Origin of the sequence: Shewanella frigidimarina NCIMB 400 (assembly GCF_000014705.1) — a bacterium.
Classification (GTDB): Bacteria; Pseudomonadota; Gammaproteobacteria; order Enterobacterales; family Shewanellaceae; genus Shewanella; species Shewanella frigidimarina.
Map to the genome: position 1 here is coordinate 4266989 of NC_008345.1, position 17897 is coordinate 4284885.

The window sequence follows — 17897 nt, forward strand, 5'->3', positions numbered from 1 at the left end:
CCAGTTGCTAATAAATCATTAGTAAGTCGCTAGCAAATTATTAGCAACAAAGTGAATCCGCCATCACTCAATGACTAAGGTATTACCCTAGTTGAGCATTTTTTGGTTTACCTGATAACCGTCTTCGGTAAGAATGCTTGTTGAACCCTCTTTTGTGCTGCATATTAAGCCGACTTACCTTGCGATTTTTATAGGAACCATCATGAGCCAAACAGCAAAAGTTTTATTGATCAACGGTCCTAATCTCAATCTATTAGGCCGTCGCGAACCCGGACATTATGGTCACCAAACACTCACCACTATTGTGGATGAATTAACTCGCAATGCGACTCAGGCTGGCGTTACGCTTGAACATATTCAGTCCAATGCCGAGTATCAATTGATTGATGCAATTCATGCTACCGACGCTCAATTTATTATTATCAATCCAGCAGCCTTTACGCACACCAGTGTTGCTTTGCGTGATGCCATACTTGGGGTAGCGATTCCGTTTATTGAAGTACATTTATCTAACGTACATGCCCGCGAACCTTTTAGGCACCATTCGTACTTTTCAGATAAAGCCCTAGGAGTAATTTGTGGCTTAGGCGCACAAGGTTATGATTTTGCTCTGCAAGCGGCGATTAAGCACTTGAGCGATAAACACTAAATATCATTCTATAAAGGGATAGTCCTTGAGTAAGTTAAAAGCGGACGTGAGCATTATTTACAGTGGCATATTCAGCCAATGGGACAATCAAAGCGATGACTTGCCGCGCTTGTTGCAGGCAACGATACATGTGCCTGCGATTATCGACACCGAATTTGGTTTCATCACGCGCATAAAAAAAGCCAAAAACCAGCAATTAACCTACTGTATTTATCATCCTGATATTCCGGATGACGATGGTCATATTCGCCCGCCATTTGATGGTACTGTATTCATAAAAGAAAACGATTGGCGCTTTTATCTGGGCGATTGCATTTGGGCACCAATTAGCAATAAAGTCGGTAATTGGCGTATGACGCTGGAGTTAAATGGCAAAATCATTGCAGACAAAACCTTTAAGGTGCATGTACCAGATTAATTGCGACGCTTAATAGTCTGTACCGCAACTTCACTAAGTTAGAATGTTTGCTATAATCCGCGCCAATAGCCACACCATTTAATGAGCCCTCATGTCCATTCAAGCTGTTTTAGCCGATGCTTTAGCCAAGCGTGCCACTTTTTTTGAGCAAGCTGCCAAAGATAATACTGATTGTTATCGGGTTTTTCACGGTACCGTTGAAGGTGAAAATGGCCTTAACATTGACCGTTACGGCGATGCATGGCTTATTCAAACATTTCACCAAACCTTATCGGCTCAGCAACTTGAAGACATATCAAGCCTACTGACTGCTCACGCGGACTATCATATCGTCTATAACGATCGCTCAGGCAGCCATTCTCGTGTGGTCAATCATGCCGAAAATGAAGCCCAAGACTTCTCGCAATCAGAGCAAGTCATCCATGAAAATAGCATCGCTTTTACCTCCAAGTTGCGCCATGAAGGTCAAGATCCGCTGCTATTTTTAGACATGCGTATTGGGCGTGAATATGTACGCGCTAACAGCCAAGGTAAGAGTGTTCTAAACTTGTTTTCATACACTTGTGGTATTGGTACTGCTGCAGCGATGGGCGGTGCTCGTAAAGTCATGAATGTCGACTTTTCATCATTTGCATTAGCTGCGGGACAAAAAAATGCTGAGCTAAACAATGTCACTGATGTGTGTGAATTTGTTCAAAGTGATGCGTTTCCGGCATTGCGTCAATTAGCGGGTTTGCCTATTGGCGGTCGTCGTAATCAAAAACTGCCTAAATACCCTAAACTGCGTGTGACTCAGTTCGACCTAGTGTTTTTAGACCCGCCACGGTTTGCTAAAAGCGCCTTTGGTATTGTCGACTTAGTCAATGATTACCAAGGTTTATTTAAACCAGCAGTATTAACCACCAAAGTCGGCGGTAAAATTGTCTGTTGTAATAATGTCGCTAAAGTTGATCGCCAAGCATGGTACGACAGCCTAGTCCGTTGCGTAGAAAAGCAAGGCCGTAAAGTCACTGCGACTCAGTGGTTAGATTGCCACCTAGACTTCCCCGCATTTGATGACAATCATCCGTTAAAAATTGTCGTGCTAACAATAGACTAACAGTAAATTAGTTATATGTTTAATTAAGCGTTATGCCTCTTATATAAATAATTCAGCCACCTTTAAGGTGGCTGAATTGTATCTGCGAATTCACATCAGCTGATTACGACACCGGCGTGACTTTAGGGCTACCAGCGGTACTGGTAGCACTGTAACCACGAGCATCTAACTTAACAAATGTCTTATCTAAAATAGTATCGACGTATTGCCAATCACTGCGGACTTCATTTTCGGTAAATGTCAGTAATAAGTAACCACGATCCTTCAAATTAGCGTATTTAAGATCGGCGACCAAACCGACTATTGCCGCTTCAGTTGCCGGCATTTCAGCATCAGACAAGCCTAAGTAATACTCAAGCCCGGGGGATGACACCGAGCTTGTGGCAAATTCTATTCCGACAATATCACCACCACTATCGGTTAAATCGCTGGCCCAGGCATTATGAGTATCTCCGGCAATAACCACCAAGTTATGCTGTAACGACTTTGCTGTCGCTAAAATCACTTCGCGCTCGTAGGCGTAACCGTCCCACGCATCTAAGTTGTATGGAATGGCTGGCAGCTGTAGCAATGCAATAACTTCTGGCGTCAGCTTGGCTTGATTCGCTTGTAAGTAAGCTAACTCTTCTGCGGTTAATGTTGGGTCGCCCGCTTGAGCACGGCCCGCTAGCTGCGCTAATCCTGCAAGTTCAGCAAACTGCGGAATACTCATTTGCAGAGTCGCAATGGCCGCTGGCATTAACATTTTGCCCATTAACACTTGTTGACCTAATACTTGCCACTTAGCAGTAGACTGCAATAAGGTTTGTTGTAACCACAATAGTTGAGTCTGGCCTAACAGGGTGCGGTCAGTATCGGTTACATCAGCTAAAAATGTGCTGCTGTTAAATGCACCTGTGGTCGCATCAATATATTGGCTATATTCTAATTGTTTATCGCGAGCCAATACCCGAGTATCGAGCATGTGCAAATCAACCAAGTTACCGTAATTAAAACTTCTGTAAATTTCTTCATGGTTACCTTCACTCCATGGACGAATTGGCAGCCATTCAAAGTAAGCTTGTAGTGCGGCTTGTTTGCGTTGATCAAAATCCCCTTCTCCATCATTATGATTTTCAGCACCGTCTTTCCACGTATCATTGGCCACTTCATGGTCATCCCACACGGTAATAAACGGTACTTTGGCATGTAGTTTTTGTAAGCTCGCATCACTACGATATTGGCTGTAACGGGTGCGATAGTCGTCTAATAAAAATAATTCACCGGCTGGCAACACTTCACGCCCAAGCTCGACAGCATGTTCACTGGCATATTCACCACGAGCATACTCATATAAGTAATCGCCTAAGTGCACGACAGCATCCAAATCATTTTGCTGTGCGGCCATTTCATACACATTAAAATATCCAGCAGGAAAGTTAGCGCATGACATTACCGCCAACTTAACAGACGCCACGCTACCTTCAGGTAATGTGCGTGTTTGACCCATTTCAGATACCGTTTCACCCGCTTTAAAACGATAGAAATACTGTTGGCCCGCTTCAAGTCCGACAGCGTCAACTTTAACGGTATAGTCTCGGTTTTTATTCGTTATCATTTGGCCGTTAGTGACTAATTGGCTAAAACCGCTGTCGGTGGCCACTTCCCATGACACAGTAATGTCACCTTCCACATCAGGCGTAACCCGAGTCCATAAAATCACCGCATCTGCAGCTGGGTCGCCACTGGCAATCCCTTGCAAAAACTGACCCGATACGACATCGTCATCATCACTGCTACAGCCCATTAATCCATAAGACACCACTACTGCCCCAGCACCTTTAGCTGACATAGCCAAAAAGTCACGACGAGTTACAAACCGTTTCATAGCCTATCCTTATTTTTTATCTTTCGCATATTATGTGGCGATGCTTAGCACTGCCTAAGAGGTCTAATGAGTGGCTATTGTGAGAGCTAATGATGACATAAAGGTGACAGAAGAATGACAAGCTAATCAAATTGATACTGAAGTACAGCTAAGGTTTATAGCCATTGAATAGTAATTTTTAGACAGTGATTTTTAAATAATAAGACAACAACGGGAATTAAATTGCACACAATGTAGTTGCAAATTGTTTGTGGCTTAGCTATAGTAAACACAATTAGATTGCGCGCAACTTAAATTAATTTACTTTTACATGAGGTTTACTATGAAAGCACTATATACCACTTCAGCAACAGCATTAGCAGGCCGTAATGGTCAAGTTTCTACCGACGACAAAAAAGTTGATTTACAGTTAAGTTACCCAAAAGAAATGGGTGGCAGCGGTGAATTTACTAATCCAGAACAGTTATTTGCTGCAGGTTATGCCGCATGTTTTTCTAACGCGATTCTGCATGTAGCCAGCCAAAGTAAAGTCGCTATCAAGGCCGCTCCAACGACAGCAACTGTCGATATCGGTGCCAATGATAATGGTGGTTTTGCATTAACAGTAGCGCTAGCAGTTGAACTTGATTTAGACCAAGCAGAAGCTGAACAGTTAGTAACAACAGCGCACCAAGTTTGCCCATATTCAAACGCAGTACGTGGCAACATCGATGTAAAATTAACCGTAAACGGTCAAGCAATTTAAGCTTTTTGTAAACCCGTTTTATTGACTTACAAACAAAAAACCAAGACAGATGTCTTGGTTTTTTTGTATTTGTGCCAACCCATCAACACTGACTTAGTCAACTTACTTAGCCAACTCGATGACTTTAGCGGCGCTATTGTTTCACGCTCATTAAAATATCCAAGGCGCGTAAACGATGTTCACTGTCATATAAGTCATTGGTAAACATAAGCTCATCAACACCTAGCTGTTGAACAATCACTTCAAGTCGATGTTTCATCGTTGCTGGTCCGCCACACACCGACAAACTTAAAAAGTTATCAACGTAGCTTTTCTCTTGCTCGCTCCACAACCCATCCATACTATCGACAGGCGGTTTAAGCCACATTTCATTGCCGCGAATTAACGCCAAAATACGTTGTTTCGAGCTAGTACTAAGGTGCTCTGCTTCAGCATCTGTTGGGGCGGCGACCAGAGGTAATCCCAACATAACATAAGGCTTGCCCAATACAGCTGAAGGAATAAATTCACGTCGATAAAGCTCAACTGCATCATATAAAAAACGCGGTGCAAAGTGGCCTGCAAATACATACGGCAATCCACGTTTAGCAGCCAACTGAGCGCTAAACAAACTTGAGCCTAATAACCAAATTGGCACATTAGTGTCTTCGCCCGGAATCGCTCTCACTTGGGCGGATGCAGCTTGTTGACGCTGCGATCGCGGACCTAATAATGACTGTAGTTCGCTCACTTCTTCTGGGAAGTGTTCAGCTCGGCTATCATCACGATTCAATGCACGACTCGTCACTTGGTCGCTACCGGGTGCGCGGCCTAAGCCTAAATCTATACGGTTGGGATACAAACTGGCCAAGGTGCCAAACTGCTCTGCAACCACTAAGGGTGCGTGGTTAGGTAACATGATCCCGCCAGCACCAACACGAATACGTTGAGTCCCACCTGCTATATAGCCAATTAATATCGAGGTTGCCGAACAAATAATGCCTGGCATATTGTGATGTTCAGCCAACCAAAAACGATTAATACCAACATTTTCGGCATGTTGAGCATAACGTAGGCTACCGTGTAATGTTTCAGCGACGCTGGCGTCTTCGCGCATCGGCGCGAGTTCGAGTAATGAAAAAGGAATATCTGCCAATATTGACATCATGGCTCCTTATTTAAGGTAAGAATTGATGGCATCCACTGAAAACCAAGCTGTCGAGCTAGTAAGAAAGGTTTTCAACAGATGATGATCTAAAAGGCTTGTAGCATCTCGGGAGTAAACTCATCAGCATCAACAGAAACACCGGCGGCATCGATACATTGCTGTAGTTTATTTAACTCATTATTGACGTTTGAAATAGTTAACGTGTTGTTATCTAACTCATACACTAGTGCCAAGCTTTGATAATAAAAACTGAGTATCACTAATGCATTACGGTTATTGTCTTTGGCAGCTTGTTGAACAGATTTCAGCTTGCGGTAAATTTTGTTCTGCAGCTGCTTCAGTTGCCACACATAATAGACTTCATAAAATTTCTGTTTGGTACGCAGGTTACGTATTAATAGGCTGCATACCATTAGCGCCAAAATCACCCCAGTAAAATTAAGATGAAAATTGCCAGTAGCCTCTGCACCGGGTAATGGCTTAACGCCAAAAAAATAGATCATCAACTGACCAAATATCACAGACAAAATAGCCAATGTTGCCACTAAACCTATCTGTACTTGATTGTTAACCGAACGATACTGGCTTTTATTAATTGTAACTAACTTCATCACGCCGCTCACATCACTTATTTATCTATAGCTTAACGCGTCACAGCTATTTATAGAATGAAATATTAACGCTTATTAAGTGTGATTTAATCTAATGCTATTGGGGGTAAGTGAGTTGATAATCAGGAGCGACCAAGATCGCTCCCCATTAATTCATCATTCAAATAGGCAATGCCCGATTGTAAGCGGAATATTAGTTACGACCAGCCATCACGCCGCCATCTACATCCCATATCGAGCCCGTCACCCAAGCGGCTTGCTCTGATAACAAAAATACTATGCTGTTTGCTACATCGGCCGGACTACCTACTCGACCAATTGGATGGAATGAATTAAAACTATCAAGCACAGCGGCCATATCTTGCGGTTCAATAAAGGCTTGATAAATTGGCGTACTCACAACGGCTGGTGATACTGCATTAACGCGAATGTGATGCTCCGCCAGCTCCATTGCCATGTGTTGAGTTAATGCATGTAAACCCGCTTTAGCCATAGAATATGCGCTTGATGGTGTGGCTTTAATCGCTTGTTTAGCCCACATAGAACCAATGTTCACTATGCTACCGCCATGATGTTTAATCATGTTTCTGGCTACTGCCTGTGAAATCACAAAAATGGCTTTGTTAAGCTCCATGTAGATATCGTAATCGCTCACTTGGTGATCTAAAAACGGCTTAGGATTAAAATAACCGGCAGCATTAACTAAATGATCAATTTTATGATCGATGGTGTTGATCATATTGATCAAACGGCTGAGATCTTGCGAATCGTATAAATTGGCTTGAAAGCCACTGACATTTCCAAGTGGAGACAGTTGCGCCACTGCAGCATTGAGTTTGTCGGCTTTATTGCCAACAATAATGGTATCAACACCCTGAAGCACGAGTTGTTTGGCCGTTTCAAAACCGATACCACTTGTACCGCCAATAATCAGCGCTGTTGTTTGAGTTGAATTCGTCATTTGAACACACCTAATAAAAGAGTAAGTGTGTTAAGCTTATTGGCAAACTATCTGATTGAATAGTAAGTACAATTAAGTCCTATAGGTACTTTTAGGTACATATTAATGAATACAAAAGAAAAATTATTTCTGCGAAAGTCTGCCCCAGAGAAAAGTGCCCGTATGGTCGAAACCATTTACGGCTGTAAATGGTCATTAACTGTGTATCAGTTATTAGCCAATAACATTAACCGTCCTGGTGAAATGGTAAAATCAGTTGAAGGGCTCAGCACCAAAGTGCTCAATCAATGTTTGAAAAAAAACATCGAATTTGGCATTTTGAATAAAATTAATTACCCTGAAATTCCACCGAGAGTAGAATACCAAGTGACCGAATTTGGCCAAAAATTTATGCGCATATTAGATGATATTGAAAAGCTGCAACACGAAATTGATGCTTAGCCCGCAGGCTAAGCAATCGTTCAGCTCATAACACATTCACTCAAATTAAGTTTCTGATGGCTCATTAGACCCACTCGCCGTATTCAGCCACACAAACTCAGGTAACGCGTTTAAGTCTAGGCAATCTCCTCGTTGGGCAATCGCACTATTTTTCGGTTTATTGTCACTGTCTTGATTAAGCGCTTCAATCAATACTTGCTGTGCTTCTAGTTCACCATGTACCAATATCACTGCGGGAGAATGCTCAAAATGGCGATACCAAGACAATAACTCGGCTTGGTCGGCATGGGCTGATAACCCACCGACAGTATGGATACTGGCAGCCACTTTAATACTTTGGCCATGAATCGTCAGCTCTTCAGCGCCGTCGACTAGTATTCGCCCTGGCGTTCCCATTGCCTGAAAACCACAAATAATAATATCGGCTTCTTTACGCCATAGATTATGCACAAAATGATTACGAATTCGGCCACCATTACACATACCACTACCTGCAATAATGATTAACCCTTCATGAATATCGTTCAGCTCTATCGACTCTTCGGTGCTACACACAAATTCAGCACTAGATAACAACGGATGGTTGCCTGGTGACATGCGGGTAAAACGCTTAAAGTCATCGTCCATCAACGGATAATTATTAACATATACCTCAGTTGCTTTAATCGCCATTGGACTGTCTAAACAAATACGCCAACGCGATAAGTCCCACTCTTTGGCATATAGATGGAACAGATAAAGCAGCTCTTGAGATCGGCCAACAGAAAATGCCGGGATCAAAATATTGCCTCTACTTTCACGAGTTGTTCGTTTAAAAATTGATTTCAGTTCAACCAATGTATCTTCCCAACTGCGGTGCAATCTATCACCGTAAGTACTTTCCATTAGCACTAAATCAGCTTGTTCAATAAACGTTGGATCATCCAAAACCGGCATGCCTGCACGACCTAAATCACCACTAAAAACCAGTTTTTTCTGTTCAGGTTTATTGCCTAACCACAACTCAACCACAGCAGAACCTAAAATATGTCCTGCATCTGATAAACAAACCTCTACCGCATCGGCAACCTGTACGCGTTGACCATAATCTACCATCACAAACTGCGCCATCACTTGATCAACATCTTTCTCGGTAAATAGCGGTTCTAGCAGTTCTAAATCATGTTTTGCACGTTTTTTATTTTGCCTGTCGGTATCTCTTTCTTGCAGCATGGCTGCATCACGCAACATGACATCGCATAACTGCGCGGTGGCTTTTTGAGTATAAATAGGTCCAGTAAACCCCTGATTAATCAAATAAGGCAGACGGCCGGAATGATCAATGTGTGCATGGCTTAATACCACGGCATGGATTTGTGTTGCATCGAATGGAAAAGGATCGTGATTACGTAACGCGTCAGCTTTACTCCCTTGAATTAATCCACAATCAAGTAGCACTTGCTGCCCTTTGACGGTGAGTAAATGGCAAGATCCAGTGACCTCTTGAGTTGCGCCGTGAAACTGTAAAGTCATGTCCATAATGTCGCCCCCGATAAAATCGATAACATTGCTAAATTAAGCGTATGCCATTGGTGAAATAAAGTCGCGATCTACATCAAATAAACGCTTAAAAAACACTCGCCTCAACAAATAGATAAAAAACCATATTAAGTGCATAAACAACCACCTCGCAACATTTACTTACATTTATTAACCATAACGCAACCCATTACTAACACTCGGTTTTACTAAGTCATTGAACAATGAATTATATGAGATATATCGCCTTTTTTGAGCATATTTCACTTTGAGAGTCACTCATAGGTTTGATATTCTCCGTCGCCTCAATGGAAAGATATATTAACGGACTAAGCTGTGCTTACTCAAACAACAAGACAAGAGATTAAAATGAACAGAACATTAATTGCAGCATTGATTTCAACAATTCTTATCGCACCTGCAGCGTCGGCAATCGAAGTTTATAAAGATGATGTCAATGCGGTTAAAATTGGCGGCTTTATTGATGCGCGCGTGATCAATACCCAAGGTGAAACAGAAGTTGTTAACGGTGCTTCACGCATTAATTTTGGTTTTAGTCGTCAACTCCAAAATGACTGGAAAGCTTACGCCTTGCTTGAGTGGGGTGTAAATCCGGTCGGTAGCACAGACATTGTTTACAACAACCGCTTTGAATCAATTCAAGAAGAGTTTTTCTATAACCGTCTTGGTTATGCCGGTTTATCGCATGACAAATACGGTAGCATCACAATTGGCAAGCAGTGGGGTGCTTGGTATGACGTGGTATACAGCACAAACTATGGCTTTGTATGGGACGGAAACACTGCGGGTGTTTACACTTATAACAAAGATGACGGCGCGGTAAACGGTGTCGGTCGTGGTGACAAAACCGTTCAGTACCGTAACAGCTTTGGCGACGTAAGTTTTGCCGTGCAAGCTCAACTTAAAAACCGTGCTTTCTATACTTGTGATGTAGAAAATATTACTCAAGAGGCCTGTGAAGAGTTATGGGCAACAAGTTCAACGTCGGCACAACAAGTTGAGTATAACTATACCTATGGTGGTGCTGTCACTTACCAAGCAACTGATAAGCTAGTGCTAACTGCCGGTGTTAACCGTGGTGAGTTTGATGTGACCTTTGGTAACGGTGGAACATCCACTGCTGTTGATCTTATTTACGGCATGGGTATCACTTGGGGCAACTTTGAGCAAAATGGTTTTTATGCTGCTGCCAACGTAAACAAAAACGAAAATCATGACACCGACAATATCGGTCGTTTAATTAACGACGCTGTGGGTGTTGAATCATTGTTCTCATATAAGTTCGATAACAATATTCGTACTTTTATTTCGTACAATATTCTTGATGCTGGCTCTAACTACGTGATCCAACCTAACTACAATACCGATCCAGATGACGTATTCAAACGTCAGTTTTTCGTAGTAGGTTTACATTATGTATTTGACCCAGATACTGTTTTATATGTTGAAGCTCGCCGTGATTACAGCGATTTCACCAGTGCAGACAAAGCACAGCAAGCCAGAATGGAAGTGTCTGAAGATGACGGCGTTGCCATTGGTATTCGTTTCACTCTTTAATGTAAGTACTGTGGTTTAACAAACCGATCAAAAAAGGTTCGACAGTGATGTCGAACCTTTTTTATTGCGTTGTTTTAAGCTAGTGCTAATAGTTAATCGCTAGTGCTTAATAGCTATTACTTACTCGCTAATGATTAATAGCGAGTGTTTAGATAGTGCAGCGCACTTAAGCGACGGGTTTCTCGTCAACAATCGTCACTTTCTCAACAATAATCGGCTCACGCGGTACATCTTCATGGCCTGCCATCGTCGTTGTTTTAACTCGCTCCATTTGCTGAATAACATCCATACCGGCAGTCACTTTTGCAAACACTGCATAACCCCAACCCGCATTAGTCATTGCAGCGTGGTCTAGAAAATCATTGTCGGCGACATTAATAAAAAATTGCCCAGTAGCTGAATGCGGCGCATCTGTACGTGCCATCGCCAAAGTACCTAACACGTTGTTCAAACCTTTATTGGCTTCATTGGCAATCGGGTCACGGGTTGGCTTTTCTTTCATTTTGGCGGTTAAGCCACCACCCTGCACCATAAAACCTTTAATAACGCGATGAAAAATAGTGCCTTCATAAAAACCATCTTGGCAGTATTTTAAAAAGTTTTTTGAAGAAACCGGCGCACGTTCCATTTCAAGCTCTACGGTAAAATCGCCAAGGTTGGTGCTAAAGATAATCATATACGGCCATGTTCCAAAAATGAGAATAGCCGCCATTATATTATATAGAACCGAAGGCGGCTATTGCACTTATCGTTGAATGAAATCCTGTCCTTTAATACTGTTCGTTTATTTTGCTGGTTGATTAAATAAATCCATCGCAGTGCGTGTCATCGCCCTAACCCCAGTACGAATAGTTAACGGCATAGATAACCGGGTGCAAACTGACTTGAATGTAAACGTTCAAGTTTATTGCGCTGGTTGATTAAATAAATCCATCGCGGTGCGTGTCATCGCCCTAACGCCAGTGCGAATGGTTAACGGCATAGATAACCGGGTGCAAACTGACTTGAATGTAAACGTTCAAGTTTATTGCGCTGGTTGATTAAATAAATCCATCGCGGTGCGTGTCATCGCCCTAACGCCAGTGCGAATGGTTAACGGATAATCTGGCGCGAACTGGCTAGAATGCAAAGAAGGTAAGGTATTGCCAGACTCAACACTCGCTTGATACTGGCTAGGTTCTACCCCGCCCAGCCAGAATAAAGTAATCGGGCGTTTCTGTGGTGTGAGCCCATATAAACCAAAATCTTCGCCAGCCATTACTGGCGGTGCCACCAGCACATTGTCACTGCCTAACTCGGCTTCAATACTGGCTTTAACCTTAGCGGCTAACGTAGGATCGTTATAGGTTGACGGAATGGTTTCATCATCATGTACATACACCACAGGCATAAGGTCATCTGGCAAGCCAGCACTAATCGCGATACCGGTAGTAATACGTTTAATCGCCGCTATTTGCTGCTCACGAACCTTAGGGTTATACGAGCGTAAGGTGAGCTGAAGCTTCACTTCATCTGAAATAATATTGTGCTTTGAGCCGCCATGAATAGACCCAACAGTAACCACATTAGGCTCTAACGGCGAGACCTCGCGGCTAACAATGGTTTGCAGTGCAAGTACTGTGCGCGCTGCAAGTACCACAGGATCGATAGTGACGTGCGGATAGGCGCCATGGCCACCTTTGCCCTTAATGGTAATATCAACCGAATCAACATTGGCCAGGGCATAACCACTTACCGTGCCTACTTTTCCTGCAGGAATTGACGCACTAACATGCAAACCAATAATGCTGTCTGGTGTTGGAAACTGGCTAAACAAACCCTGTTTAAGCATGGCTTTGGCGCCGCCACCGACTTCTTCTGCTGGTTGAGCCACCATCATCAAAGTACCTTGCCAGTCGGCTTTGTGAAGCATCAGTTGCTGTGCAGTACCAATTAAACTGGTCATGTGAATATCGTGGCCGCAACCATGCATAATACCAACGGTACTGTTGTCCGCATTAAGGGTTGTCACGGTCGATGCGTACTCTTTTCCCGTTTGCTCAATAATGGGTAAGCCATCAATATCTGCACGGATCATCACCACGGGTCCATTACCGTTTTTGACAATACCAACCACACCATAACCGCCAAAATTAGACGTAACCTCAAAGCCTAATTGCTTGAGTTCTTGCGCCATACGTTGGCTAGTGGCTTTTTCTTGATATGACAATTCAGGGTGTTGATGAAGATGTAAATAAAGCTGCTCAAGCTTTGGTAACGCTTTACTTACAGAGAGATCAAGATCGCTCGCACTAGCAGTAACAGACAACGACGAAGCTGAAAACACTAACGCCAATAAGGGGTACGCAACACGTAAGCAGGTCATATTATTATTCTTAATTGTCGGGATTTGAGTATGTTAACCTACCATAAGCTTAAGCCACTTTGTAATGGGTTTTAGGTAACCGCAAGTTAAGGGATAAGGTTAATTGTGGCATAGTGATTAAGTCATTGTGGTCAGAGAAATAATAATAAGGGAAACCAATGACAGTCATTACTGAAACACCAAGGTTAATTATAAGAGAATTTACCCTTGAAGATGCACCTGCAGTATTGCATTTTAATGCTCCAGAACAAGTCAGCCTCTATACCGGTGACGCAGGAATGTGCACAACACTAACCGACGCAGAAAACATCATTACCAATATTTGGTTAGCTGAATATCAGCAATACGGTTTTGGCCGTTGGGCTGTGGTACTTAAAGAGACCAATACTGTTATTGGGTTTTGCGGTTTTAAAAATGAAACTCGTATTAATGCCGTCGATATTGGCTATCGCTTACACCCGGATTACTGGGGCATTGGTTTAGCGACAGAAGCCAACCTAGCTTGTATCGAATATGCCAAAAAACACATGGATTTAAGCATCGTCTATGCCACTGTTGTCGATGCCAATAGCGGCTCAATCAATGTGGCCACTAAACTAGGCATGACATATCACTCTCAATACCAAGATGGCGAATTCACTATTAATCGTTATGAGATTTTATTAAAGACTCATACAGTTTAACTTGAAATAAAAACAACATAGCTGTTTGTTTACGCTCAACCTCTTACGTGAACCTCATCACAAAATGAATGTTTTTCACCCAATATCGGTTTAACTAATGTTTGCATAACCTAGATTATTTAAGTAGTTTATGAATAACAACTGCATAAATTTAAGTCTTCAGACAACATTTATGCTCAACACCGTTATATGACATATTTATGATGGTATGTAAGAAATGTAAGAGATTCATGGATGAAGAGCCTCCACTGCGCTTAGCATAGCCAGAACAGTTACGCAGCAAAGACACGGATGCTTTCGAAATTACACAGCCCGTATTTCCCCTTCATTCCATAGCCTCTACAGATCCAATGACATGCCTTGCATCGTATAAGTAAAATTCGTTTATTTTTATAGGCTTAGTTTTTAAAACTTCTATTATCAGCCATAACAATCGAATTTACAGAACGATAGACCGTTAAGCGTATTTATAATCGTTAAATCTATCGAACTAAGGTTTATTTATTGAGTCGCAATACTATAAAGAAGAGGTAATCCCGCTGTTGAAAAACAACACGATTTCGATACCACCAGAAATGCTAATGTCTTGGCAAACTACAGTAGACCTCATCGCTAAGGTCGCTAAAGTGCCGGCATCATTAATCATGAAACTGCATGCAGATGAAATGGAAGTATTTGTTGCCAACAATAACACCGACAGCCCATATTCTCCTGGGATGAAGGACAAGCTGGGTCATGGCTTATATTGTGAATCAGTCATTGAGCAACAAACTGAATTACATGTTGAAAATGCATTAACCGATACTCGTTGGCGCCAAAATCCAGATCTTGCTGTTGGTATGATTTCGTATTACGGCTTACCGCTCAATTGGCCTAACGGCGAGGCCTTTGGCACCATTTGTGTACTCGACAAAAAAGCAAAAGGTTACTCAGCCGATCTTGTTATGCTGCTGGAGTGCTTTCGTAAAAATGTTGAAAGTAATCTAGAAATACTCGATCAAAAGGAAAAGCTGGCACAAGCTAATTTACAATTAGAAACCCGTATTGCACAGCGCACTTTTGAATTAGAAAAGCTTAACAATGATTTAATGCAAGAAATCGACTCACGAATAGCGGCAGAAAAACTACTCGATATTCAACAACGTTTCGACACTGTCACCGGATTACCCAAATTCAACCAGCTCGAAACGATGTTTAACCAACTAACGACCAAAAATGAATTTACCAGTATTTCAGTAGTCCATTTCAGCATCACAAACTTAAAAGTCATTCAAGACGGTTTAGGTTATGACATGAGTGAAAAAGTGCGTAATTTAGTGGCTCAGAAGCTACAGCGCTTTATTACTAATAACGCCTACCTTGCTACTGTCAGTGAAACCACATTCTGCATCGTTATCTCCACCAAGAAACAGCTATATGCCGATAAGATGGCGGCTTTTTGCAGTCGTTTGTGTCAACATTTTGCTCAAGTTATCCATGTTGATGACTTCCCAGCATCCATTACCACCGCAATAGGCGTATCATTTTATCCTAACGATGGTAGTTGTTTTATGGAGCTCTCCAGAAAATCCAGCGCAGCACTTTCACACTGTGAAATAAGTAATAACAATGGCTATAAGTTTTTTAACCCCAAAATGGAATCCGAACTCTCTAATCGTATACAAATGGAGTCATTATTAAGAGGTGCGCTTAGCCGCGATGAGCTGTCGTTAAATTACCAACCTTTTGTCGACACCCAAAGCCAAAATGTTATTGGTGCCGAAGTACTTATCAGGTGGTATAACCCAACTTTAGGTCAAGTGTCACCGGTCGACTTTATTGAAAATGCTGAACAATCTGGACAGATTATTGAAATCGGTTATTTTGTGTTGAGAAATGCGTTGAAACAATTAGCTTACTGGCGCGAATTATATAACCGAGACTTTTACCTGGCGATTAATATTTCTCCTGTACAGCTCAAAGATAGTTACTTGATAGATAAGATTGTGCAACTGCTGGAGTTATATAAAATACCTGGCAACTTACTTGAAATAGAACTAACAGAGAATGCGTTTATACACGATGCTACACATGCCCAAGAAATATTAAATAAGTTACACCATCATGGGATCCGGTTGTCTTTAGATGATTTTGGTACCGGCTATTCATCACTCAGTTATTTGCAAAACTACCCGTTTAATTCGGTTAAAATTGATCGCAGTTTTATACGTAATCTTGAAACTTCAGAACAAAGCCGACAGTTAGTTAACACCATTATCGCCATGGCAAATAATTTACAATTATCGTTGGTAGCAGAAGGGGTTGAAAATCAATTCCAAGCCGATTTTGTGGCTAAACAAGGTGCCAACATATGGCAGGGTTATCATTTGGGGAAACCTGTAGATGCCAATGATTTTGCCCAGCAATACTTAATTCCCTCAATGACACCTCTATTTTAATCTACTGCATGTGTCGCAATAGTGTAGCAATAGTTCCGCACTCAACGAGTACCGTATAAGCCGACCGATACAAAGTCGGCTTGTATTTACTACAGTAAGCCGTATCACATTTTTAACTGCACATTCGAAGTCATTTTAGTCGAGCACGCCAATACAAAACCTGCAGCGATTTCTTCAGCGGTTAATGCCATTTTGCTAGACGATACAGTAGTGCCTGAAACAACCTGACATTTACATGCACCACATACACCCGTTCGGCAAGCCGCAATCATCGGTAATTTTGCAGACTCTATGCCATCAAGTAGGCTTTGATCGCCAGTTAACTGCACCTGCTTATCACCAATACTCAGCATAAACCGTTCTGTTGATGGATTACTGTCTAGCGCCGCTTTTAAACCCAGAGCGCTACTTGCGCCAAAGCTTTCTTGATTAAACTGACTCATATCAAATTCGGCAGCTTCAAGCATTAATTTTACTGCAGCCATGTAGGGTTCTGGTCCACAAACAAATACCGTACGCTGTTGATAATCTGGTACTAATTTGACTAAGGTTTCTAAACTTAAGCGGCCACCTTCGCAACCTGTAGAAGTATGTTTATCGGTTAAATCTTGCTTATTACTGTCTGACTCAAGTACATAATTAAGATTAAAACTCGGGCTTCGTGATGCCATTGACGCCATCGAATCGGCAAACATAATGTCATGAACCGTTTTGGCACTGTGTACAAAGGCAATATCACTGTCGGTAGTGGTATCGCAAAGCCAACGCGACATAGAATGCATAGGTGTGACACCACAACCGGCACTTAACAATAAGTACTTATCGGCTTCAATGTCGATCAAGTTAAATATTCCATCAGGGCCAGTAACCGTCACTTCATCGCCAACATTGAGCGACTCAGTTAAGTAATTAGACACCAAACCACCAGCGATTTTTTTAACCGTAACCACTAACGAAAATGGTCGTGAAGGTGACGATGAAATAGTGTAACTGCGGTAAACCTTGTCGCCATTAATGTCGAGTTTAAAGGTAATAAACTGTCCCGGTTTAAAATTAAACTTAACCGGTTCAATCCCTTGAAATCGAAAACTCACCACATCATGGGTTTCATTCCATTTTTCAACACAGCAAAGTTGCACCTCACCTCGTTGCCAGTTCTCAGCAGCCAAAAGTGCTTTCGAGCCTGTCAACGCAGGTGGTTGCACCGTAGGCGGAGTCTCGATAACGGGGGCCTCGATAACAGGAGTCACCTTTTTTGCCGCTTGGGCAGAAAGCGCTTGTGAAAATGAAAAACCAATTGAGGGAGTACTACTCATTTTGACACCTTTAACGCAGTAAAAAACACAGAGCGCGATATGAAAATCTCATATCGCCTTT

General features: G+C 42.2%; 16 protein-coding genes. 8 read left to right on the plus strand and 8 right to left on the minus strand.

The genetic code is table 11. The features are described from left to right. The first annotated feature begins 202 nt into the window (after positions 1-202). The 3 genes from aroQ to SFRI_RS18480 all read left to right on the plus strand — a co-directional run bounded on the left by aroQ (position 203) and on the right by SFRI_RS18480 (position 2166). Entirely contained in the window at positions 203-649 is a 447-nt protein-coding gene (gene aroQ / locus SFRI_RS18470) for a type II 3-dehydroquinate dehydratase (RefSeq protein WP_011639010.1), read from the plus strand. A gap of 25 nt (positions 650-674) precedes the next feature. After that, positions 675-1067 (plus strand): DUF3859 domain-containing protein, encoded by a 393-nt coding sequence (locus tag SFRI_RS18475; protein ID WP_011639011.1) that lies wholly within the window; start codon positions 675-677, stop codon positions 1065-1067. A 91-nt stretch (positions 1068-1158) separates the two neighbouring features. Beyond that, positions 1159-2166 carry a class I SAM-dependent rRNA methyltransferase gene (locus SFRI_RS18480; protein WP_011639012.1) on the plus strand — a complete coding sequence of 336 codons (1008 nt, stop codon included), beginning with the start codon at positions 1159-1161 and terminating at the stop codon, positions 2164-2166. A 103-nt stretch (positions 2167-2269) separates the two neighbouring features. On the opposite strand, the gene SFRI_RS18485 is transcribed toward SFRI_RS18480, so the two are convergent. After that, a complete protein-coding gene (locus tag SFRI_RS18485) occupies positions 2270-4033 on the minus strand; it encodes an alkaline phosphatase D family protein (RefSeq protein ID WP_011639013.1) in 1764 nt (587 codons plus the stop codon). Positions 4034-4355: 322 nt separating this feature from the next. On the opposite strand from SFRI_RS18485, the gene ohr reads away from it, so the two are divergent. Further along, entirely contained in the window at positions 4356-4778 is a 423-nt protein-coding gene (gene ohr / locus SFRI_RS18490) for an organic hydroperoxide reductase Ohr (RefSeq protein WP_011639014.1), read from the plus strand. A 133-nt stretch (positions 4779-4911) separates the two neighbouring features. Here the strand turns inward: ohr and SFRI_RS18495 are convergent, their stop codons facing one another. The 3 genes from SFRI_RS18495 to SFRI_RS18505 all read right to left on the minus strand — a co-directional run bounded on the left by SFRI_RS18495 (position 4912) and on the right by SFRI_RS18505 (position 7497). Continuing rightward, positions 4912-5922, minus strand: coding sequence for an LLM class flavin-dependent oxidoreductase (locus SFRI_RS18495; protein ID WP_011639015.1), 1011 nt, complete (start codon positions 5920-5922; stop codon positions 4912-4914). Between the two features lie 89 nt (positions 5923-6011). Further along, the gene (locus SFRI_RS18500; protein WP_011639016.1) at positions 6012-6536 is read right to left on the minus strand and encodes a DUF3087 domain-containing protein; all 525 of its coding nucleotides are present in this window, start codon (positions 6534-6536) and stop codon (positions 6012-6014) included. 193 nt (positions 6537-6729) lie between these two features. Beyond that, complete coding sequence (locus SFRI_RS18505) at positions 6730-7497, minus strand: SDR family NAD(P)-dependent oxidoreductase (RefSeq protein WP_011639017.1); 768 nt, start codon at positions 7495-7497, stop codon at positions 6730-6732. Positions 7498-7602: 105 nt separating this feature from the next. Here SFRI_RS18505 and SFRI_RS18510 point away from each other — a divergent pair, with 105 nt between their 5' ends. Continuing rightward, positions 7603-7938: a winged helix-turn-helix transcriptional regulator gene (locus SFRI_RS18510; RefSeq protein WP_011639018.1), complete on the plus strand. Its 336-nt coding sequence runs from the start codon at positions 7603-7605 to the stop codon at positions 7936-7938. 45 nt (positions 7939-7983) lie between these two features. Here the strand turns inward: SFRI_RS18510 and SFRI_RS18515 are convergent, their stop codons facing one another. Further along, entirely contained in the window at positions 7984-9456 is a 1473-nt protein-coding gene (locus SFRI_RS18515) for an MBL fold metallo-hydrolase RNA specificity domain-containing protein (RefSeq protein WP_011639019.1), read from the minus strand. A 369-nt stretch (positions 9457-9825) separates the two neighbouring features. Between SFRI_RS18515 and SFRI_RS18520 the strand changes: the two genes are divergently transcribed. Continuing rightward, a complete protein-coding gene (locus SFRI_RS18520) occupies positions 9826-11034 on the plus strand; it encodes a porin (RefSeq protein WP_011639020.1) in 1209 nt (402 codons plus the stop codon). A 166-nt stretch (positions 11035-11200) separates the two neighbouring features. Here SFRI_RS18520 and SFRI_RS18525 read toward each other — a convergent pair whose 3' ends face one another. Both SFRI_RS18525 and SFRI_RS18530 read right to left on the minus strand, forming a co-directional pair. Further along, entirely contained in the window at positions 11201-11710 is a 510-nt protein-coding gene (locus SFRI_RS18525; RefSeq protein WP_041413233.1) for a peptidylprolyl isomerase, read from the minus strand. Between the two features lie 348 nt (positions 11711-12058). Further along, positions 12059-13399: a M20 metallopeptidase family protein gene (locus tag SFRI_RS18530; RefSeq protein WP_011639022.1), complete on the minus strand. Its 1341-nt coding sequence runs from the start codon at positions 13397-13399 to the stop codon at positions 12059-12061. Between the two features lie 158 nt (positions 13400-13557). Between SFRI_RS18530 and SFRI_RS18535 the strand changes: the two genes are divergently transcribed. Further along, positions 13558-14082 carry a GNAT family N-acetyltransferase gene (locus SFRI_RS18535; protein ID WP_011639023.1) on the plus strand — a complete coding sequence of 175 codons (525 nt, stop codon included), beginning with the start codon at positions 13558-13560 and terminating at the stop codon, positions 14080-14082. A 581-nt stretch (positions 14083-14663) separates the two neighbouring features. Continuing rightward, positions 14664-16520, plus strand: coding sequence for a sensor domain-containing phosphodiesterase (locus tag SFRI_RS18540; protein WP_049763558.1), 1857 nt, complete (start codon positions 14664-14666; stop codon positions 16518-16520). A 104-nt stretch (positions 16521-16624) separates the two neighbouring features. On the opposite strand, the gene SFRI_RS18545 is transcribed toward SFRI_RS18540, so the two are convergent. Then, a complete protein-coding gene (locus SFRI_RS18545) occupies positions 16625-17836 on the minus strand; it encodes an FAD-binding oxidoreductase (RefSeq protein WP_011639025.1) in 1212 nt (403 codons plus the stop codon). Between the last annotated feature and the right edge of the window lie 61 nt (positions 17837-17897).